The organism is Kitasatospora sp. NPDC088160 (assembly GCF_044741445.1).
Taxonomy (GTDB): domain Bacteria; phylum Actinomycetota; class Actinomycetes; order Streptomycetales; family Streptomycetaceae; genus Kitasatospora.
Map to the genome: position 1 here is coordinate 329,377 of NZ_JBIUSS010000003.1, position 21,279 is coordinate 350,655.

A 21,279-nucleotide genomic window follows, 5' to 3' on the forward strand; every position below is an offset into this window, starting at 1 on the left:
CGCCAAGGCCCCCGGGGCGGGCCCCGGCCGGATCATCCGGCCGGGGCCTCGCCGTCTTCGTCCGACGGGGCCTTGTACTGCTCACGGCAGATCTGGTAGATCCTCTTCAGCTGGTCCTCGGTCAATTTCCGGACCATTTCCTTGACTTCCGGGGTCCAGAAACCCTTCCGCATTTGTTTGATGGTCTTCTCGTCCACCCCGGGGTTGGCCTGCCTCGTCAAGTACTCGGCGAGAGCCTCCTCCAGCCCCTCCCTGATCGCCTTGAAAGCGGCGTTGCTGACCTTCTTGTCGATGGTTCCGGTGTAGTCCTCCGCCAGGACCTTCCAGTGGTTGTCGGCTATCCAGGTGACTCCGAGCGCCTTGAGTCCGTTGGCGCCGAACTCCGGCACGGCAGTCGCGCAGACCTTGGCGGCCGCCGACTCGATCTCGTGCGCCATGTCCTCCGCCAGAGCCAGCTGCCCCTCCACCTGCTCCCACGCGTCAGGAGCGAGGCGCTCCTTGAATTCGTTGAATTCACGCAGGTAGGGCAGGGTCTGCTTCGCCAGTTCGAAGCCGGTCATCTCCTCGACGGCCTTCATCTGATCCAGGCCCACGCGCACGGGATCCGCCAGGTGCGGGTGGGACTCGTGCCCGACTTCCATGGGCCTCTCGTGACGGCCCAGATAGAATTCGATCGCACTTCGAATCACCTTCGGATCGCCCCCCAGGAACTTTCCGGGGAACGCGCCTTCGAGCATCCGGTCATTCGCCCTCGCCTCGGTGATGAATGCCCGGCCGTAGTTCCGCCCCATGGCTTCCTCGAACTTCAGTCCGCGCGTCCATCCCTTGGACTGCTTGAGGTTCGGCAGCCCGTCGCCCTCGTTGCGGTGCGGGCTGATGTCGATCGAGACGATCTTGATTCCGGCGAAGGAGAGCTCGTCCATCACGCCGCTGCGCATGCCGACCGCTCCGACCACCTCGTACGTGTCGGAGAGGTACTTGAGGAGCGCGAGCTCCTTGCGGCGGTTCCCGACCGACGGCCAGTTCCAGTACTCCCGCAGGGCCGGCCCCTCCCAGACGGCGGGCTCCTCGCCCATCGGAACGATCGTGTGACCGTCCCCGAGCGCCGCCTTGGCCTGCTCGATGATCTGCACCACGCCCTCCGTACCGGTGTCGAGGGCCGGTGCGTTGGCGCCGGCCCGGCCGCTGTGACCGCTGCCCCGGTACACCACGAGCACGTACTTCTTCCCCTCCTCGAAGCCCCCGAAGTCCGGATTCGCCAGGTCCCGCCGGAAGGCCTCGCCCTCTTCCGGGGTGTAGTGCCCGTAGCCACGGGCGAACTCCGTCACCCGGGCGTCCTGGAACGTCACCTCGCCCGTCGGATCCTGATAGTTCGCGGTGCGCTTCTCGACCATGCCCACGGCCCGTGTCAGCTCCTGCACCTGCACCTGCACCTGCTCCTTGGTCTCCGCGTTCCTCGTCGCGGACGGCACGGCACTGTTGACCAGTTTCAGATGGTCGGCGACGAGCGGCCGCTTGAGGTAGGCGGCGAGATCCTCCGACGCGTCGGTCTCGTTGCGACCGAACTTGCTCGGCAGTTGCGTCTCGGTCGTGTACACCACCGTGCGCCCCGATCGGATCAGGTCGTCATGCAGATTGATGATCTGTTCGACCTGGCCCTTGGTGGCTTCGGTGACGTTCCAGATCACCAGGCCGCGGTCCGGATAGGCGACCAGGGCGGCGCGCATGTGGTACATGTCGCCGGAGTTCTCCGCCCTGATGGTGTAAGTCGTCTTCGGAAGCAGCTTCAGACCGTCCGCCGATACGTGGTCACCGGACGCCGTCACCCACAGGTGGGTGTCGGGCGTGATCGACGGGGGAACGACCGCGCTGGCGGACTGTTCCACGTTCTCCTGTGCTTCCTTGAGCTCCCAGTGCAGGCCACCTCCCTCCTCCGCGGTGTTCCTGCGGACGGTCCACACCTCGGCGGAGCCGCCCGGCCGGGTGACCGCCACCGTGGCCACGGTGGCGGAATCACGCAGCCGCAGCTCCAGCGCGGTGCGGGCCGCTTCTCCGGTGCCGTAGTCGTACGCCAGCCGTTCCAGCCTCCTCGACCCGGGTGCGCCGCCGCCGTCCGTCGGGCCGTACACCTCCCCCTCGATCCGGTTCCGCTTCGGCGGTTGGAGCAGCTCCAAGGCGCGGGTGCGCTGAACCGACCACTCGGCCGGGGGCCTCGGCGCGGCCGGGGTCTCCGCCACCGGCAGGGGCACTGTCACGCCGAAGGTCATCAGGACCGAGTAGACGGAATCGCCGTCGCTGCTCGAAGATCCGGCGGCGGTCTGGTCCTCATCGCCCGCATGCCCGGCGACGACCTGATCCTCATCGCCCAGATGTCCGACGCCGACCTGGCCCACGTCGCCCAGGACGACCGGCACCGGCTGGTCCGGGTCGATGGGGTCGTGCTCGGTGGCCTGGGGGACGGGCTCCTCGTCCGGGCGCAGGAGTTCCTGGCCATGTGCGGTGGACTGGACGGTGCCGTGCTCGGTGACCGCCAGGTGGTACCAGTCGCCGGCCCCCTCGACCCTCGGGAGGCCGTTCCCCGTGTAGCCGACGCGCGCGGCGACGACCATGCGGGGCTGGTCCCCGCCGGTGAGGTGGACCAGGCCCCCGGCGGCGAAGGCCTCGGGGCGGCCGAGGCGCTCCAGCGCCGGGCTGAGGGGCAGGTTGTTGGCCTCGGCGAAGGCCCGGCGGGCCGCGAGCGCCTCGTGGAGGGCGAGCAGGGTCCTGTCGGCGTAGGAGGCCTGGCGCTCGGCGCTTCCCTCGGGGCCGGGAGGGCGGTAACCGGAGTTGCAGGAGAGGAAGCGCAGCGGCTCGCCCTGCCACTGGCCGCCTTCGGCCAGCCGCAGCAGCGCGCCCGCCATCTCCTCCGGGCTCAGCTCCCTGCCGAGCCAGGTCGGCGCCCCGTCGTGCTGGAGGGTGTGGTAGGCGAGGGTGAAGTACCGGGGATCCGCCGGGAGGTGGCTCAGCGCCTCCAGGACAGCCTGCGCGGCGGGGGTGCCCCGCTCGTTCAGGTCGGCGAGGTAGTGCACCCCGTTGGCGGGGCCGGGCAGGGGCGTGGCGAGCGTCTCGGCGACGGCGTCGGCGGTGGAGCCGCGGCTGATCGTCTGCCCCTCGGGGTGCAGGACCGAGTACAGCACCCGGTGGTTGCTCACCGACTGGACGACGGTGGTCTCGCTGATCGGGATCTCCATCTCGATCGGGACGAGGCCCTGCACGGTCTCGGTCCGGTCGCCGTCCCGGAAGGTCAGCTGGACCTCGGCCTGGCCGACGTAGCGGGCGGCCGGGGTGGGGATCTTGGCGTTGGCCACGGTCTTCCCGGAGGAGCCTGCGGACGGCCCCTCACGCCACCGGTGGCCGCCCCCACCGACGACGCCGGTGGTGAACTCGGCGGCGCCCTTGGCGCCGAACTTGGCGCCGAGCTGGCCCTGGACGTTCCACCGCCGCCAGTCGAGACGGGTGTGCCGCCCGCCGCTGGTGGAGTCGTTGGCCGGGCTGAAGGCGGCCACCCGGTTGTCGCTGTGGTACTCCAACTGGACGATCGAGATGGTGGCGCTGATGCCGGCGTCGTCGACGAACAGGCGCTTGCCGGCCGACGGGGTCTCGATGGTCCGGCCGTCCTGCACCACCGCGTCGCGGCGCGGGGCGTTCGGGTGCTCCTCCGACGGCGGCAGGATCTCCCGGCCCCGGGCGACCGACCCGAACAGGGCGGACAACTGCGCGTGGCTGTGGGTGTTCCGGGCGACGGACTCCAGCCAGGACCACGTCCCCTCGCGGAAGAAGCGCTCACCGAACACGGTCAGCAGGTCCCGCACGCCGGAGGTGTCGTCGAGCCAGCGCACGACGCCGGTCTCGTGCACCCCGTGGGTGAACACCGATTCCGGCGGCCGCCGGACGACCTGCGTCGCGGACGGCACGGCCGGGGGGATCGGGGGCAACTGCCGGTCGGGATCGTCCGGGCGCGGCGGCCGGACGGGCTCGCCCCGGCCGGACTCCAGCAGCACGTCGGCGTGGATCCGCGTCTCGACGACCGTCCGCCGGTACAGGCCGACGCGGGCGAGGCGGTCCCCGGTCCTGACCAGCTCCCGGTTGAGGGCCTGGAACTTGGACGGGGCGGCGCTGCCGCCGGCGTCCTGCCGCTCCCTGTCCTGCCGTCGGAACATCTGCTCCCGTGCCTCGCGGCTGGGGCGGATCTTGTGCGGGGAGGCCAGGCTCACCGCCGGCTTGCGCTCGAACTCGACCTTCAGCACCACGTCCGCGCGGTAGGACCGGCCGTCCGTCACCTTGCTCTTGACGGCCGTCCCGCTGGCGGTGCTGGCACTGCCGTGCTCCAGCCGGTCGACGCCCCACGCCCCGGTGACGCTGCCGCCGCCGACGAACGCCGCCCCCGTGGCCAGCACGTCGGTGGTGGCCAGCAGGCTGCCGGTGATCGCGGTGCCCTGGCCGCCGCCGGTGTTGGTCCCGCCGTCGGCGCTGGTGAGCGAGGTCTGGGCGCCGTGGCCGATGTTGAACTCGACCACCGGTGCCGGACCGGTCGGGGTCAGTTCCCGTACCTCGGCGGTGATCCACGCCCGGCTGCGGCCGTGCTTCACCACGATGGGGTGGCCGGCCATCACCGACTTGAGGTCGGTGTGCAGCCGGTCGAAGTCCAGCTCGGCGAGCAGCTTCCGCTGCATGCCGGGCCAGTCCTTGCCCAGGAAGCCCGCGGCCCTGCGGCCCAGATCCTGGACGACCTCGTGGACCGTCCCCTCCCGGCCCAGCCCCCGGTAGACGGCGGTGACGACGTCGGAGGAGCCGAGCCGGTGGCTCGGCAGTTGCCGCACGGGCGCGGCCGGATCAATGGTGCGGTGCGGCGCGGCCACCACGGCCGACACCGGAACGGTCAGGTCGTCAAGCCTCGCCGACCGCTTCGACGGCTCGAACGAGACGGTGAACTCGGCGGTGGAGTCGGACAGTCGGGCCAACTCCGTGGCCTTGGCCCGGCTGTTGGTGCCGCCGGTGCGGTCGATCGAGAGCCCCTTGACGAAGTCCCGGGTGTGCGAGGCCTCCCCGGCGAGGTCGACGTGCGGGACGGAACCCCCGAGCTTGAGCCGGAACCGGAACCGGGTGCGCAGGTCGGAGGTGGTGCCGGTGGTGGTGCGCTGCTGGCTGCCGACCTCGAACTCGAAGCCGGTGACCAGCGTCTCCCTCGGCCGGGGGTTGATCAGCTCGGCCGCCACCACGACCGTTCCCTTCCACCCGTCGAGGTCGACCGGGATCCGGATCCGCTCGCCCCGGCTCAGCCGGGACAGCGCGGCCTTGAGGCCGTACGGGTCGACCGCCCTGGCGAGCCGCGCCAGGACGCGCTCGGGCACCGGGTGGCCGGACTGCCGTTCGAGCGTCTCCCTGATCTGCCTCAGCACGGCGGTGTCGCCCCTGCCGAGGCTCAGCACCACGTCGGACTGGCCGAGCCGGGTGACCGTCCGCTGCGTGGCCACCTGCTCCGCGACCTCCTGGTGCGGGGCCGAGGGAGCCGTGAAGCCGTTCCGGTCGTGCTCGCCGACCTGGCGCAGCGCCGTGTGCACCTGCTCCAGGCTCAGTTCGGCGGAGAGCGGGACCGACCCGCGATGCTCCCCGTTGACCGTCACGTCCAGGGTGATCTCCGTCCGGAACAGCTCCTGCGCACTGCCGTACTTGCCGTTCGCGTAGCTCTTGCTGGACTCCCCGCCGCGCCACCCGTCGCGGACCCGCGACTCCACGGAGGCCGTGACGTTGCCCTGCATGGTGTCCTTGAAGGGCTTGCCCGCGGCGTCCAGCACCTCCCGGGTGTGCACCGGACCCTTGCCGCCGCCCTGGCCCTGCACGGTCTTCGTGTCGGAGCGCAGGTGACGCGACGAGTCGAAGGTGCTGCTCTCGCGGATCGGGTTGAGCTCGGCGTTGCTCTGGGGCCGCACGTGGTCGATCCGGGTGACCCGGGCCGTGACGGAGACGTGCATCTTCTCCAACGGGCCGAGGGTGACCTCGGGACCGCGCAGTTCGGATCCGCGCGACATCCCGACCAGGTGGGCGCTGACGGCGGCATGCGAGTAGGCCTGCAGGATGTCCTCGCGCACCGCCGACCAGCCCTGCTCGCCGCCGAACACCTCCCGGCCGATCCGGTCGAGTTCGGCGTGCAGCGGGGCGACGCTGCGCAGGTCCCGGACGGTGGCGGTGTCGGGCAGCCCCTGCCAGAACTCGTCTCGGGGGGCCAGGACTTCGTCTCCCACCGCGTGGGCGTGCTCGGGGGGCGTGAGCTGCTGAGCAGCGGTGAACACGGGCGGCTGCGTGCCGGGCACGACCTCCTCGACCGGGGTGACGAGGGTCGCCTCGGCCTGGTCGATCACCACCCGGAAACCCAGATCGACGTGGGCGTCCTGGTCGGCGGGCTGGGCCAGCCTGCTCCGCCAGCCGAAGGTGACGGTCAGGTCGGCCGCCCCCTCGAAGAGCACCGCCGGGTTCTTGACCTTGGTGCCGAGCCCCAGGTCGTCACCGGAGCCGTGGAGCTCGACGTCGTCCCGGCCGGCCCGGCCGCCCAGCCCGCCCCCGGCACCGCCGTTCTTGGCGATCCAGTTGCCGACCGAGGACGGCAGCGTCTGCCAGTCCTTGCTGCCGGTCTTCTGCTCGACGTGCGAACGGGTCGTCGCGGTGGCGATGTTGAACTCGGTGCTCGGCAGGGTGTGGACCTGCTGCATCCGGGAGACGGTCCCGCCGCCGATGGTGATCACCGCGGCGGGCCCGGTCAGGCTGTCGTCGACGATGGTCAGCTTCTGGCCGGACATCACCCCCTTCAGCTCCTGGTGCAGGGTGCCGAGGTCGAGTTCCTCCAGCAGCCTGCGCTTGAGGGCGGGCCAGCGCCCTTCGAAGTACTGCTCGGCCTGGCCCTCGAAGCCCGCCACGAACGTGGCCAGGGCCGCCGCGCCGTGCCCGGCCGGCGCGACGGGCTGGTTCACCGGGGCGAGCTCGATGTCGCCCGCGGCGTTCGGCACGGGCGCCGGCGGGCGGGCGGTCGTCCAGACGTCGGTCACGATGTGCGAGCCGGCCAGCCGCAGGTTCTCGGCGGTCTCCCGCGGCACCGTGTAGTGGGCCTGGGGCACCTGCGGCGCGTTCGCGGTCTCCCGCACCGGCACGGCGACCCGCCCGGTGAAACCGAGGTCGATCGGCTGCGGCACCTTCCACGGCCCCGGTGCGCCCTGGAGGCGGGCGTCCAGGAACTCCACCCGCACGTTGAACGGCGTGTCGAACAGCGCCGCCGGCTCGACGGTCTTACCCCGGGCCAGTGTCCTGCTGGCCTCGGCGGTGGCACTGCCGTGCAGCCAGCCGTGCTGATAGCCGAGCGTCTCGGTGAGATCCCCCGAGCTGCCGAACTTCGCCTTGAACTGCACACCGAGGTTGGCCTGCGTCAACCCGTCGGAGGTGACGCCGATCATGCTCTGCTGCTCCGAGCCGTACTCGAACTCGAAGCCGGACACCGTCTCGACGTACGTGCCGTCCCCCGCGCCACCCGTGATCCGGACCGTGCCGGACCACTGGCCCGCCTGGAAGTCCACCTCCCGGACATCGCCCCGGGACAACGCGGACACCGTCGGCCGCAGCACCTCGCCGCCGAACAGGCTGTTCGCCAGCGTCCGCGCGGCATCCCGGTCCCCGTGCAGCGCCTCGGCGAACCGGTCGGTGAGCTGGTTCAGAATCCGCACGTCGTCGTGGTTCAGAGCGACCAGGACGTCGTACGCGGCCAACCCGCGCTCGCCGACACGGGACGGCGGTAGCGGGGCGGGCGGCGGCGGAGGCTGCACCTCTTGCTGCTGTTGTTGCTCCAGCTGCTGTTGCTGTTGCTGTTGATCCTGCTGCTGCTGCGAGCTCTGCGTGACCTCATGGGAGTTCGCCACCGTCAGCGACTCTTCGGTGATCCCCTCAGTGATCCCCTCAGTGATCCCCTCAGTGGTCTCCTCGGTGGTCTCCTCGGTGTGCGAGGAGGTCTGCTGGAGCGCAGCCCCCTCATCGTCCGTGGTCAGCGGCAGGCCGCTCTCTTCGGCGACCACCGATTCCTGCGTGGTGGACTCGTCGTGGGAGACGGTGTGGTCGACGGCCTGCTCTACCGACTCGGTCTCGGAGACGACGTGGGAGGTGTCCTGCGACACGACCGCCGTCTCCTCGGGCACGACGATGTGCTGTTCCTCGCCCCTTCCGTCCATGAACTCCCGGAAGCCCTGGAACATCTCCTCTACGCGCTGCTCCTCGGCCCTCCCGTCCATGAACTCCCGGAGACCCTCGAACATCTCCTCTACGCGCTGCTCCTCGGCCCTCCCGTCCATGAACTCCCGGAGACCCTCGAACATCTCCTCCTCGGCCCGGGCCCGGCTGACCTGATTCGAGGGCCGCGCCTGAACGGACTGCGGGTCGGTGCCGTAGAGGTGTTCCAGCAGCGGCAGCAGCTCCGGCTCGTTCTCACGGACCCAGTCGACACCGTTGTTGCGAGGCTTCCCGGTCTGCGGATCGTTCCCGTGGTTCGTCCCGAGATACGTGTTGCTCAGCTGAGCGAAGAACTCGTGGACATCGGCCGAGGAGTAGTTGCCGACCAGCTCACCCGCAGCATTGCGCCGCGATCCATCGGGCCAGACCGTCACGGACTCCTCACCGAACAGATCGGCCAGACCGTCGGCGAGACGCTTGCCCCGGTACACCTCCTCGACCAGCGCCCTCTGCTCACGACTCAGCCCGAACTCCATGATCGCGTGCGCGAGTTCATGAGTCGCCGAGGAATACCCCTCCGGCTGCGTAGTGTGCGGCCCCACCGACGTCCGCTCACCGAGCAGGTTCTCCTCGGGGATCGCCACCACAAGCTCGTCGTTCGCCCCCCGCAACTGCTCGACGCCGCGCCCGTTGCCCGCCTCACCGCCGGCCACCAGCGCGCGAAGCTTCTCGAAACCCGCCACCCCGGTCAACGGCACATCACGCGGCACCACCACCACGCGCACACCAGCCGCCACCAGCCTGGCCGCAACCTCCTTGTCCTGCAACATCCGCGCGACCTGCAACTCAGCCTCACGCCGCGAAGCAACCGGCTGATGCACACGGGGATCGACGTCGATCACCAACCGCGCCGCCGCCTGCGCGAAGTCCTCCGTCGACAACTCCGACCGCAGACTCTCCACAAAAGCGGTATCGGCCGCGAGCTCCCGCCGGGCCTCCGGACCGAGGTGCTCCAACGCCTGCACCCGCTCATGCAACGGCCCCGGAACCGGCATACCACCACCGTGCTCCACCGCCAGCGGATTCACCATGACGGAACCCTCCGACACCCCCGAAGGCGCCGGCCGAAGCCTCTTCTCCGCCGAATCCTCCGGCTCCGAGTCACTGTTGTGCTCAAGCGGCCGCTTCGGAGCCCCATCGCCCTCCTGGGTGCTGGCGGCAGCCGGTACCCCTTCCGGAGCGGGGACAGGGCTCAGCGGGGAGTAGTGACTGTCGGAGAGGAACAGGGAGACGTCCCTGTTGCCCTCGGGGGCACCGGGTACCGGCGCCAAGGAGTGCCAGTTGACCCCGTCGAAGATGTGCAGCCGCACCCCCAGAGCCGAGGCGACGATCGACGGGATCAGATCACCGTTCGACCCGGCCCACCACCCCCTCGTCTTGACCATCCAGCCGAGATCATCGGGCTTCGCCCCGTGCGTCTGCGCGAATGCGGTGACCAGCTCCATGTTGTGGCCGATCCACCTGGAGACGCGGTTGCGCAGCATCGCCGCGTTCTGAGGGCTGACGGCCGTGCCCATAACGTGGTTGACGGAGTGGTAGAGACAGTCCCCGTCGCGGGGCACCTCGTGGATCTGGTAGCCCATCTCGTACAGGTACGCGCCGTCGTGGAGGCTGCGGTGGTACGACTGCAGTTCGGGCAACAGGGGCAGCCCCTCCTCGGCCATCCTCCGGTACACCTGCCACGGGGGGTTGTCGGCGTACCGCGGCCCGTCGGCGAAGACCTCGTCGAACTTGCCCAGGTAATCCTCCACCGCCCGTCCGCCGCCCGAGGCCGTCACGACCTCCTGGCGCAGCTTGCCGTACCGGTTCCGCAGGTGCTGGACGCGGTTGGCGGCGAACTGCCCGGCGTCGAGCGGCCGGTCACCCGAAAGCCCCAGCTGCTCCCGGATCTTGGCCACAGCGTCGTACCCGAAGCCGCGTTCCTGGCCGTAGACGTCGACGGGCTTGCGCCACCGGAGGATGTCGCCCCTCAGGTGGAAACCGTGGTTGGGCTTGGCCTGCGGCTGGTTGCCCTTGCCGCCCCCACCCGACTGCTTCTTCTCCTTGCCCTTACCGCCCGCCCCCGACTGCTTGGAGGCGCCGTGCTTCTCGTCGTACGGGATGGTGTACCGGCCGGACGCGGTGGGCGGGGTCGGGATCACCACCCGCTCGTAGCCCGGCGCCTTGCCTCCGAATCCAGTCTCCCCCACGTCGTTTGCGTGCCACTTCTCCATCCGCTCCCGTCCGCTGGAGCCCTTCTCCTCCAGGTACGCGACCTTGTGGCCGAGCAGTGCGGCGGCTTCCAGGTTGCCGGAACGGGCCCCGAGGTGGTTCATGTCGTACTGGCGATTCAGGAAGTCGTACAGCCTCAACTGGCCGGTCCTGAGGTTCTCCGTCCAGACGGACGGGTCCGATCCACCGTCCTTCCAGAAGCCGGTGACGTGGTGGATGGTGTCGATCCCGAGCTCCTCGCGCATCTCCGCGACCAGCTCGTTCCACTTGTTCTGCCGAGAAGGATGGGGGTCACCGGTGATGAGCACCATGCCCTGCTCACGGGCGACCTCCCGCAGGATCTGCCGCACGCCTTGGAAACTGGTGTCGTGCTCCATCCGGCCGCCCAGGTCGGCCCACTGCGTGGCCTTGCCGGTGAAACGGGACCAGAGCACCAAGACCTTCGAACCCCGGGCAGGCAGCGTGATCCCACGGCCCGTCAGCCAGTCGGCGATCCGCTGATCGTGCGCAGGAGTCATCTTCCAGGCGTCGCGGACGGTCTGGCGCAGTTCGTCCGAGAACACCTTGGCGACCTTGTCAGTACCGAACGTGACGCTCTTGACCACCGCCTCCTGGTCCTGCTCGGAAAGCACCTCCCAGTCCTCGGCCACGATGCGGCGGGCCTCCGCGTCCATCACCTCGTAGAGGCGGCCCGTCTCCATGGTCGGCACCTCCACGGTGTGGATGCGATCCCCGTCGATCCCGATGGAGCGGTAGAAGGCCTCGATCTCCAGGGACTTGTCCTTGGGGTTGACGGCGTGGCCCTCCGCCGTGCGCGGCCCCCGCGCGATCAGGACGTGCAGGTTCGAATCGTTCAGCAGCGCCACCGAGATACCGAACTGGTCACCGGAGGAGTAACCCGGCTGCTTGACCAACCGCCGGTGCTCCGGCGGCAGGTTGTCCTCGTGGATGTTCGCCCTCGGAGCGACGTCCAACGGGCCGCCCTCGTGCGAACCGGTCCCGTGCGGGGCCGAAACCGGGTCCACCCAGACATGCTCACGGTCATGCGGCGACGCCAACTCCCGCGCCTCATCCCAGGTCCGACCATGCGTGGGAGCCGGGTCGAGGTGCCCCACCACGGACGAGATCAGCTGCAAGTGCCGCTCCCGCAGACCACCCTGCCCCAGACCACCCGGCGCCGGAGCCCGGTGATCACCCAGCAGACTCCCCTCGACCGCAGGACGATGAGACAGACCCGAAGCCCGGTACTCGTCCCGCAGACCGATCTGGTGGCCCAACTCGTGCGCGTAGTCGATCGGATCCGCGTCCAGCCACCAGGACCTCTGATCCATCTCCCGGCCCCGCGAAACCAGGTCCACCGTCAGATGCGCCCGCTCACCCAGCCTGGCAGGCAACACCGTCACATGCATCCGGTCGCCATTGGCCAACCGGTAACCGGGCGCGTTGAGATACTCCTCCACACCCTGAACGACCTTGTCCCACACCAGAGCGGTGTTGTGCCCCCGACCACCCTCGACGAAATCGATCCGCACCGTCAGATCAGTCACCGGACCCTCGTGATCGAACCGACGCGCCTCGAACGAGGAATGAACCACGAAACGCGGCGTCCGATCCAGCACCATCCGCGGCGCCGACACCGGCGACTCCACGGACTCGTGGACAACCACCGATTCCTGCGGCATGGACTCCTCGTGGGAGACGGTGTGCCGCTCCTCTCCGGTCGCTTCCATGAACTCACGGAAGCCCTCGTACATCTCCTCCTCGGCCCGGGCCCGGCTGACCTGATTCGAGGGCCGCGCCTGGACGGACTGCGGGTCGGTGCCGTAAAGGTGCTCCAGCAGCGGCAGCAGCTCCGGCTCGTTCTCACGGACCCAGTCGACACCGTTATTGCGAGGCTTCCCGGTCTGCGGATCGTTCCCGTGATTCGTCCCGAGATACGTGTTGCTCAACTGAGCGAAGAACTCATGCACATCCGCCGACGAATAGTTGCCGACCAACTCACCCGCAGCATTGCGCCGCGATCCATCGGGCCAGACCGTCACGGACTCGTCACCGAACAGATCGGCCAGACCGTCGGCGAGACGCTTGCCCCGGTACACCTCCTCGACCAGCGCCCTCTGCTCACGACTCAGCCCGAACTCCAGGACCGCGTGCGCAAGTTCATGAGTCGCCGAGGAATACCCCTCCGGCTGCGTGGCATGCGGACCGACCGTCGTCCGCTCACCGAGCAGGTTCTCCTCGGGGATCGCCACCACAAGCTCGTCGTTCGCCCCCCGCAACTGGTCAACACTGCGCCCGTTGCCCGCCTCACCATCGACCAGGACACCGCGAAGCCGCTCGAAACCCGCAACACCGGTCAACGGCACATCACGCGGCACCACCACCACGCGCACACCAGCCGCCACCAGCCTGGCCGCGACCTCCTTGTCCTGCAACATCCGCGCGACCTGCAACTCAGCCTCACGCCGCGAAGCAACCGGCTGATGCACACGGGGATCGACGTCGATCACCAACCGCGCCGCCGCCTGCGCGAAGTCCTCCGCCGACAACTCCGACCGCAGGCTCTCCACAAAAGCGGTATCGGCCGCGAGCTCCCGCCGGGCCTCCGGGCCGAGGTGCTCCAACGCCTGCACCCGCTCATGCAACGGCCCCGGAACCGGCATACCACCACCGTGCTCCACCGCCAGCGGATTCACCACCACCGACTCCTCCGACACCCCCGAAGGCGCCGGCCGAAGCCTCTTCTCCGCCGAATCCTCCGGCTCCGAGTCACTGTTGTGCTCAAGCGGCCGCTTCGGGGCCCCATCGCCCTCCTGGGTGCTGGCGGCAGCCGGTGCCTCTTCCGGAGCGGGGACAGGACTCAGCGGGGAGTAGTGGCTCTCGGAGAGGAACAGGGACACATCCCTGTTGCCCTCGGGGGCACCGGGTACCGGCGCCAAGGAGTGCCAGTTGACCCCGTCGAAGATGTGCAGCCGCACCCCCAGGGCCGAGGCGACGATCGTCGGGATCAGGTCCCCGTTGGACCCGGCCCACCACCCCCTGGTCTTGGCCATCCAGGCCAGGTCGCTGAAGGTCGACCCGCGCTCGGTCGCGAAGACGGTGACCAGGTCACGGTTCTGGCTGATCCACCTCGTGACGCGGTTGCGCAGCGTCGTCACTGCCTGCGGGCTGACGGCCGTCCCCAGCTGGTGGTTGACGGAGTGGTAGAGACAGTCGCCGTCGCGGGGCACCTCGTGGATCTGGTAGCCCAGCTGGTAGAGGTCCGAGCGGTCGCGGAGGCTGCGGTGGTACGTCCAGAGTTCGGGCAGCAAGGGCAGCCCCTCCTCGGCCATCCTCCGGTACACCTGCCACGGGGCGCTCTCGGCGTACCGCGGCCTGTCGGCGTGGAAGACCTCGTCGAACGTGTCCAGGTACTTCTCCACCTCCGGTCCGCCGCCCGAGTACGTCACGATGTCGCCGCGCAGCTTGTCGTACCGGCGTTGCAGGTGCTGGGCACGGTCGGCGGCGAACTGCCCGGCGTCGAGCGGCCGGTCACCTGACAACCCCAACTGCTCCCGGATCTTGGCCAGTGCCTCGAAGCCGAAGCCGCGTTCCTTGCCGTAGACCGCCGCGGGCTTGCGCCACAGGACGGTCCCACCCGGCGGCTGGAACCCGTGGTCGACCATGCCCAGCGGCTGGTGGCCATTGCCCTTGCCCACCGGCGCAAGACCGTTGTCTCGTTCACCCGCCGCCAGGCGGCCGCCGTGCTTCTGATCGAACGGGACGGTGAACCGGCCGGACGCGGTGGGCGGGGTGGGGATCACCACACGCTCGTAGCCCGGCGCCATGCCTCCGGCCTTGGTCTTGCCTGCGTCCTGCTCGTGCCACTTCTCCATCCGCTCCCGTCCGCTGGAGCCCTTCTCCTCCAGGTACGTGACCTTGTGGCCGAGCAGCGCGGCGGCTTCCAGGTTTCCGGAGCGGGTCCCCAGGTGGTTCATGTCGTAGTGGCGGTCCAGGAAGTCGTACAGCCTCAACTGCCCGGTCCTGAGGTTCTCCGTCCAGACCGAGGGGTCCGGTCCGCCGTCCTTCCAGAAGCCGGTGATGTGGTGGATGGTGTCGATCCCGAGCTCCGCGCGCATCTCCGCGACCAACTCGTTCCACTTGTTCTGCCGAGAAGGGTGCGGGTCACCGGTGATGAGCACCATGCCCTGCTCACGGGCGACCTCCCGCAGGATCTGCCGCACGCCCTGGAAGCTCGTGTCGTGCTCCATCCGGCCACCCAGGTCGGCCCACTGGGTCACCTTGCCGGTGAAACGGGACCACAGCACCAGGACCTTCGCACCCTCGGCAGGAAGCGTGATCCCACGCTCCCCCAGCCAGCCCGCGACCTGCTGGTCGCGCGCGGGGTCCATCTTCCAGGCGTCACGGACGGTCTCGCGCAGGGTTTCCGAGAACACCTTGGCGACCTTGTCGGTACCGAACGTGACGCTCTTGACCACCGCCTCCTGGTCCTGCTCGGAGAGGACCTCCCAGTCCTCGGCCACGATGCGATGAGCCTCCGCGTCCATCACCGCGTAGAGATGACTCGTTTCCATGCTCGGTACGTCCACGGTGTGGATACGGTCGTCGGAGATCCCGATGGAACGGTAGAAGGCCTCGATCTCCTGGGACTTGTCCTTGGGATTGACGGCATGACCCTCCGCCGTCCGCGGCCCCCGCGCGATCAGAACATGCAGATTCGGGTCGTTCAGCAGCGCGACCGAGATCCCGAACTGGTCACCGGACGAATAGCCCGGCTGCTTGATGAGCCGCTTGTGCTCCGCCGGCAGGTTGTCCTCATGGATGTTCGCCCTCGGCGCGACGTCGAGCGGGCCACCCTCGTGCGAGCCGATCCCGAGCGGAGCCGACACCGGGTCCACCCAGACATGCTCACGGTCATGCACCGCCGCCAACGACCAGGCCTCATCCCAGGTCCGGCCATGCGTAGCAGCCGGGTCCAGGTGCCCCACCACCGACGAGATCAGCTGCAAGTGCCGCTCCCGCAGACCACCCTGCCGCAACCCCTCCGGCGCCGGAGCCCGGTGGTCACCCAGCAGACTCCCCTCGACCGCAGGACGATGAGACAGACCCGAAGCCCGGTACTCGTCCCGCAGACCGATCTGGTGGCCCAACTCGTGCGCGTAGTCGATCGGATCCGCGTCCAGCCACCAGGACTTCTGGTCCATCTCCCGGCCCCGCGAAACCAGGTCGACCGTCAGATGCGCCCGCTCACCCAGCCTGGCCGGCAACACCGTGACATGCATCCGGTCACCATTGGCCAACCGGTAACCAGGCGCGTTGAGGTACTCCTCCACACCCCGAACGACCTTGTCCCACACCAGAGCCGTGTTGTGACCCCGACCACCCTCGACGAAATCGATCCGCACCGTCAGATCCGTCACCGGACCCTCATGATCGAACCGACGCGCCTCGAACGACGACTGCACCACGAAACGCGGCGTCCGATCCACCACCATCCGCGGCGCCGACACCGGCGACTCCACGGACTCATGCACGACCACCGTCTCGTCGGAGGTGTGGACGACCGCCTCGCCGTCGGGCCGGGGCCGCAGCGTGAGGTCGGACGGGGCCTCGGTGTGCGACGGTGCGGGCTGCTCCTCGGGCCGGGTGGTGGCGCCGGTCAGCGCCGTCTCGATGGACTCGGGGAGGTCGTCCTGCCGAGGGCGTTCGTGCGAATCCGTCTCGCGCAAATCCGTCTCGCGCAAATCCGTGTGGTGGCCCGCCCCCTCCGGGGTGTCGGGGCGAGCGGTCGTCCGGACCAGCGCGAGCTGCTCCTCGGCGGCCGCGGCCTCCTCCTCCCGGCGGCGGGCGAAGGCGTCCTCGTGGCCGCGTTCGTGGGCGCGCCAGCCGGCCGCGTCCAGGTGGGCGAGCTTCCACAGTTCGCGGTACCGCTCGAAGAACTCGTCGCCGTACTCGCGCTTGAGGAAGGCGATCACGTCGTCGGTGAGGACGTGCGGCGCCGCCCGGTCCTCGAACCCCGCCGCGGCGTCGTGCAGGGCGGGCGCGGCCTCGGCCTCGAAGGCGGCGTGCTCGGCCAGCTCCTCGGTGAGTTCCCGGTGCCGTGCGTCCCACTCCTCCTGGCGGACCTTCAGGTCCTCGGGCTTGCCGAACACCTCGTCGAAGGCCGAGGCGATCCGGCCGCTGTGCCCCTCCTTCAGGCGGCCGATGCCGTGCCCGGTGAGGCCGCCGTGCTCCTGGGCGGCCTTCTCGGCGGCCTCCTCGGCGGCGCGGCGGGCCGCGAGGCGGGCGGCCTGGTGGGTGAGCCGGTCGTGGACGGCGCCGGTGCCGGTGAGCTCGTCGAGCTCCCGCCCGAACGCCTCGGTGTCCTCGGTGTTCCGGTTGAGGTGGTCGGCGACCAGCCGGTCGACGTCCCGGGCCAGTTCGCGGGTGACGGTGCCACGGGCCTGCTGGACGTCGTGCTCGGTCGCCCCGAAGGCGGTGGCCCGGTCCTTGCGCTCGGCGCCGGCGTCCGTGTTCCAGGATTCGGTCGCCTTCTCCGCCTCCGTGGCGGCGCGCCGGATCGCCGCCTCGCGGACCGCCTGGACGGCGAACTCGTGCGGCAGGCCCTGGGCGCGGCCGGCCAGCGCCAGGCCGAAGAGGTCCGCGGCCTGGGTACGCTCGCGGCGCGGTCCGGCGGCCGTGTCGACGGGGCCGGCGACCTCCTCGAAGTCGGTGCCGAGGCGGTCCCGCAGCTGTTCCCTGATCAGGGTCACGCTGTCGGGTGACAGCTCGGGGCGCTCCGTCACCCCGGCGGCGGCGAGCAGCTCCCGGTCGGCCGGGGAGAGGCGGTCGTACCAGTCGGCGGTGGCCCGCTCGACCAGGTGCTCCGCCTGGGCGAGCGCGGTCTCGTGGTCGGCGCGGAAGTCGAGCTCGCCGCGCAGGTGCTCGGTGAGCCGGTTCAGGGCGTGCTGGGCCTGCGCGTTGCCCGCGCCGGTGAGGTCCTCCGGGCGGGCGTAGATCCGGGCCACCTCGGCCTCGGCCCGGGCGCTGAAGCCGCCCCGCGCCTCGCTGCGGATCAGGTCCCGGGTCACCGCCGGGAGGTCGGCGTGCGAAACCGTGACGGGGCCGTCGCCGAGGGCGCGCGGCGGGGCGCTCCACTCGGTCACCGTCCGGTCGAAGCGCTCCATCGCCACCCGGACGGCCGCCTCGCGGACCGCGGCGAGGTGGGTGAGGCCGTCGAGGCCGTCGAGGATCTGCTCGCGGTCCTGCGGCCGGGCCGTCAGCTCCTGGTACATCAGGTCCTTGGCGCGCTTCCACACCGCCGTGGGCAGGCCCGGCGGCGCGTCGTCGGGGAAGCGGACGGGCCCCTCGGTGAAGGACTCGCGGAGCAGTTCCTCGGCCTGCGCGTCATGGACGTGGCCGCTGCCGTCCGGGTCCTGGCGCAGCTTGTCGGCCGCCTCGGCGAGCTTGGCGTCGTAGGCGTCCTGGAGGTCCCGCTGGGCCTGGCGCCACTGCTCCTCGCGCCGGCCGTCCTCGTCGGCGCGGACGTGTTCGGGCGCGTCGGTGTAGTGGTAGGCCGGTGGCGGTTCCTGTCCTGGGGCCGGCTGTCCGTGCTCCTGCGCGGATTTCGCCGCGTCGCCGAAGACCGCGGCCTCCGCCATGTCCGTGTGCTTGGGCCCCGACGTGTAGTGCTCGGGCAGCGGCGAGGGGTACGAGCGCACCAGCGGCTCGCCGGCCTCGACGCGCGCCCGGCCTTCCTCGGACGCGGGGTTGACGTACTCGTACCAGTTCCCGCCGCCCTCGACGACCGGCTTGCCGTCCCGGCCGAAGCCGACCTTCGCGGCGACCACGACGTGGCCCGTACCGGGGCCCTCCTTCATCGCGGTCGGGGAGTCGAACCCCGGCACCACCCAGACCGGGCCGTCGGCCGCCACCGCCTTGACGTCGGCGAGCTTCGGGTCCGCCCAGACGTGCTCCATCACCTCCTGGACGTACCGGGAGTTGAGCGGCCCGTTCAGGTCGCAGGCGACGAACTCGATCGTGCGCCGGTCCCCGCCGAGGTGCCCGGTCTGGGCGAGCCCGCGCACGACGGAGGCCAGCTTCTCCACCGACAGCTCGCGGCCGTTGTGCATCGGCATCCCGTGCTCGTTGGTGTGGATCACCAGGGCGAAGCGGGACGGGTCGAGGGGCAGGCGCTCCAGGGCCTTCAACGTCTCCTGGGACGGCCTGTCACCGAGCACCCAGCCGGGCTGCCGCTCCGGGCCGGCGGACGGCAGGTGGTGGCCGTGCTCCTTCGGGGCGTTGGACTCGTCGACCTCCAGGTACTGCAGTTCCTCGTTGCGGGCGTGGGTGTTCTGGTTCTCGTGGGTGTTCTGCTGCTCGGGGGTCTTCTGGTTCTCGTGGGCGCTCTGCTGCTCGGGGGTCTTCTGGTTCTCGTGGGCGCTCTGGCTCCCCCGGGGGTTCTGCTGCTCGGGGGTCTTCGGGTTCTCCCGGGGGTTCTCGTTCTCCCGGGGGTTCTCGTTGTCGCGGGTGTTCTCGTTCCCCCGGGGGTTCTGCTGCTCCCGGGGGTTCGGCTGCTCGTGCCCGCCGGTCACCGGGACGTGGGCGGGGGCGAGGACGTTGGATTCGGACGTCGTGGCGGGCGCGGGCACCGTCTCGTGCGCCGGGGGTTGCTGCGTCGACTTCTGCCCCTGCTCGTGCGAGCCGCCGCCGGACGTCGGTACCTTGGCCGGCGGCTCGGGCTTGTTCGACGTCTCCTCGGGGGCCTTGGCCTCCGTCTTGGTCGGAGCGTCCTTGGTCTGCCGCTCCCCCGTCGTGGACGGCTGCGACTTGGAGCCGTCGGAACTGGTGGGCAAGTCCTTCGGCTGGGTGGCGTGCTCGAAGTTCCCCTCCGCCGCCAGCCGCGCCTCGCGGGCCTTGGGCCCCTCCGGCCGGGGGATCAGCAGCGAGGTCGGGTGCCCCATCAGCGTGGACGCGATGGCCAGCAGGGTCCGCGGATGCCCCAGGCCGTAGTACGTGGCGTCGCTGGTGTTCCTGGACTCCTCGTCCCACGCGCGGATCTTGTCCTGGAAGCGGAGCCGGGCCGGGCCGGTGAGGGTGTGCCCGGCGTGGCCGATCGCGCCCATGGCGACGCCAGCGAAGAAGGTCTCGGCGGTGACCGAGAACGAGCCGTCGCCGAAGATCGAGTTGTAGGTGCCCTCGGTCAGGATGTTCTGGACGCCGCCCTTGAGGTAGCCGCCGATGCCCTCGCCGAACTTGTAGAGCATCTGCAGTCCGGTCTGCGGCCGCAGACCGTCCATCAGGTGGAGCGTCCGGTCCGCGAGGTCCTTGACGGCCTGGTGCTCGCCGCCCTTGCCGGCGTCCTTGACCGCCGCGTCCAGGAGCTTGCGGACGGTCCCGAGGTCCACGGCGTAGCGGGCGCCGCTGCCGGCGATCGTCTCGGCGACCTTCCGCCCGGCCTCGTTCGCCAGGTCCTTGGAGATGCCCAGGCTCCCGAGCTGCTCCTCGAAGGACTTGCCCATCTCCTGGGTGAACTTCTCGACGTTGGACAGCTTCTTCTCGGCGGCCTTGACCGCGTCCTCCGCCGCGTCCTTGCCTGCGGTCTTGGCCGCACCCTCCACGGCGTCCTTGGCCGTGGTCTTGGCCGCACCCTCCGCCGCGCCCTTGGCCGCGTCCTTGCCTGCGGTCTTGGCCGCACCCTTGGCCGTCGTCTTCGTCGCACCCTCCACGGCGTCCTTCGCCGTGGTCTTGGCCGCACCCTCCGCCGCACCCTTGGCCGTGGTCTTCGTCGCACCCTCGACCGCGTCCTTGGCCGTGGTCTTGGCCGCACCCTCCGCCGCGCCCTTGAGGCCGTCCTTCACCCCGGTCTTGCCGAGGCCCGCCAGCCCGCCCTCGCCGGTCTTCTTGAGGGTGTTGAGCCCCGCGTTCTCCAGCGAGCGGCCCGCGCCCTTGGCGAGGTCTGCCGCGGTCTTCAACTCGGCGCCGGCCAGGTTCTTGAGGTTGTTCTGCAGCTCCTTGCCGATGCCGCCGCCGAACATCTTCCCGAAGAGCTTGCCGAAACCGAAGGTGAACAGTTCCAGCGGGCCGGTGAGCAGGCCGTTGATCGCGCCGAACTCGATCGCCTGGAGGAAGGTGTCCTTCTCCCAGTGGTCCTTGTGGCCCTGGCCGATCTGGATGCCCTGGATGATCCCGTCCATGATCATGGAGGTGGTGATGTTCAGGAACTCGTGCAGGGCGATCTGCTTGAACAGCCAGATGAAGACCTGCTTGACCAGCTCCCTGGTCGCCACCTCGGCGGCGAAGATGGTGGCCAGCGAAGCCCCGAAGGTGAGCGGGATGTTGGCGATGGCCCAGGCGATCTGCGCGGCCAGCTGGACCAGCTGGGCGATGATCATCCACTTGGCGTACTCGACCTGGTTGGCGGTCTTGTGGGCGTAGTCGCCGAGTTCCTTCGCCGAATCCCCGGAGGCCGTCACGTAGTCGGTGCCGCCGTCGGCGCCGATCAGCTGCCCCATCTGCTGGACGAACCGGTCGGCCGCCTCGCCCTCGAACTCCTCCTTGACGTAGTTCACCAACTCCAGCAGGTAGGAGCGGAGTTCGGGGACCTTCTTGTAGATCTCCAGGTAGTCGTCACCGGCCGTGCGCAGCCGGTCCTCGTTGGCCTCGGGCCACTTCATGCCGGTCACGAACCCGAACAGCTTGGCCAGGGCCGGGGGAAGCATGATCGACACGGGGGCGTACTCCTGGCGTTCGTCGAGGGTTGGGCGAAGCGGGCCGGACCGAGAA

General features: G+C 70.0%; 1 protein-coding gene. It reads right to left on the reverse strand.

Annotation, left to right across the window (positions count from 1 at the left end; all coding sequences use genetic code 11):
- Positions 1 to 32: 32 nt before the first annotated feature.
- The gene (locus tag ACIOGZ_RS06225; RefSeq protein WP_400985057.1) at positions 33 to 21,224 is read right to left on the reverse strand and encodes a hypothetical protein; all 21,192 of its coding nucleotides are present in this window, start codon (positions 21,222 to 21,224) and stop codon (positions 33 to 35) included.
- Between the last annotated feature and the right edge of the window lie 55 nt (positions 21,225 to 21,279).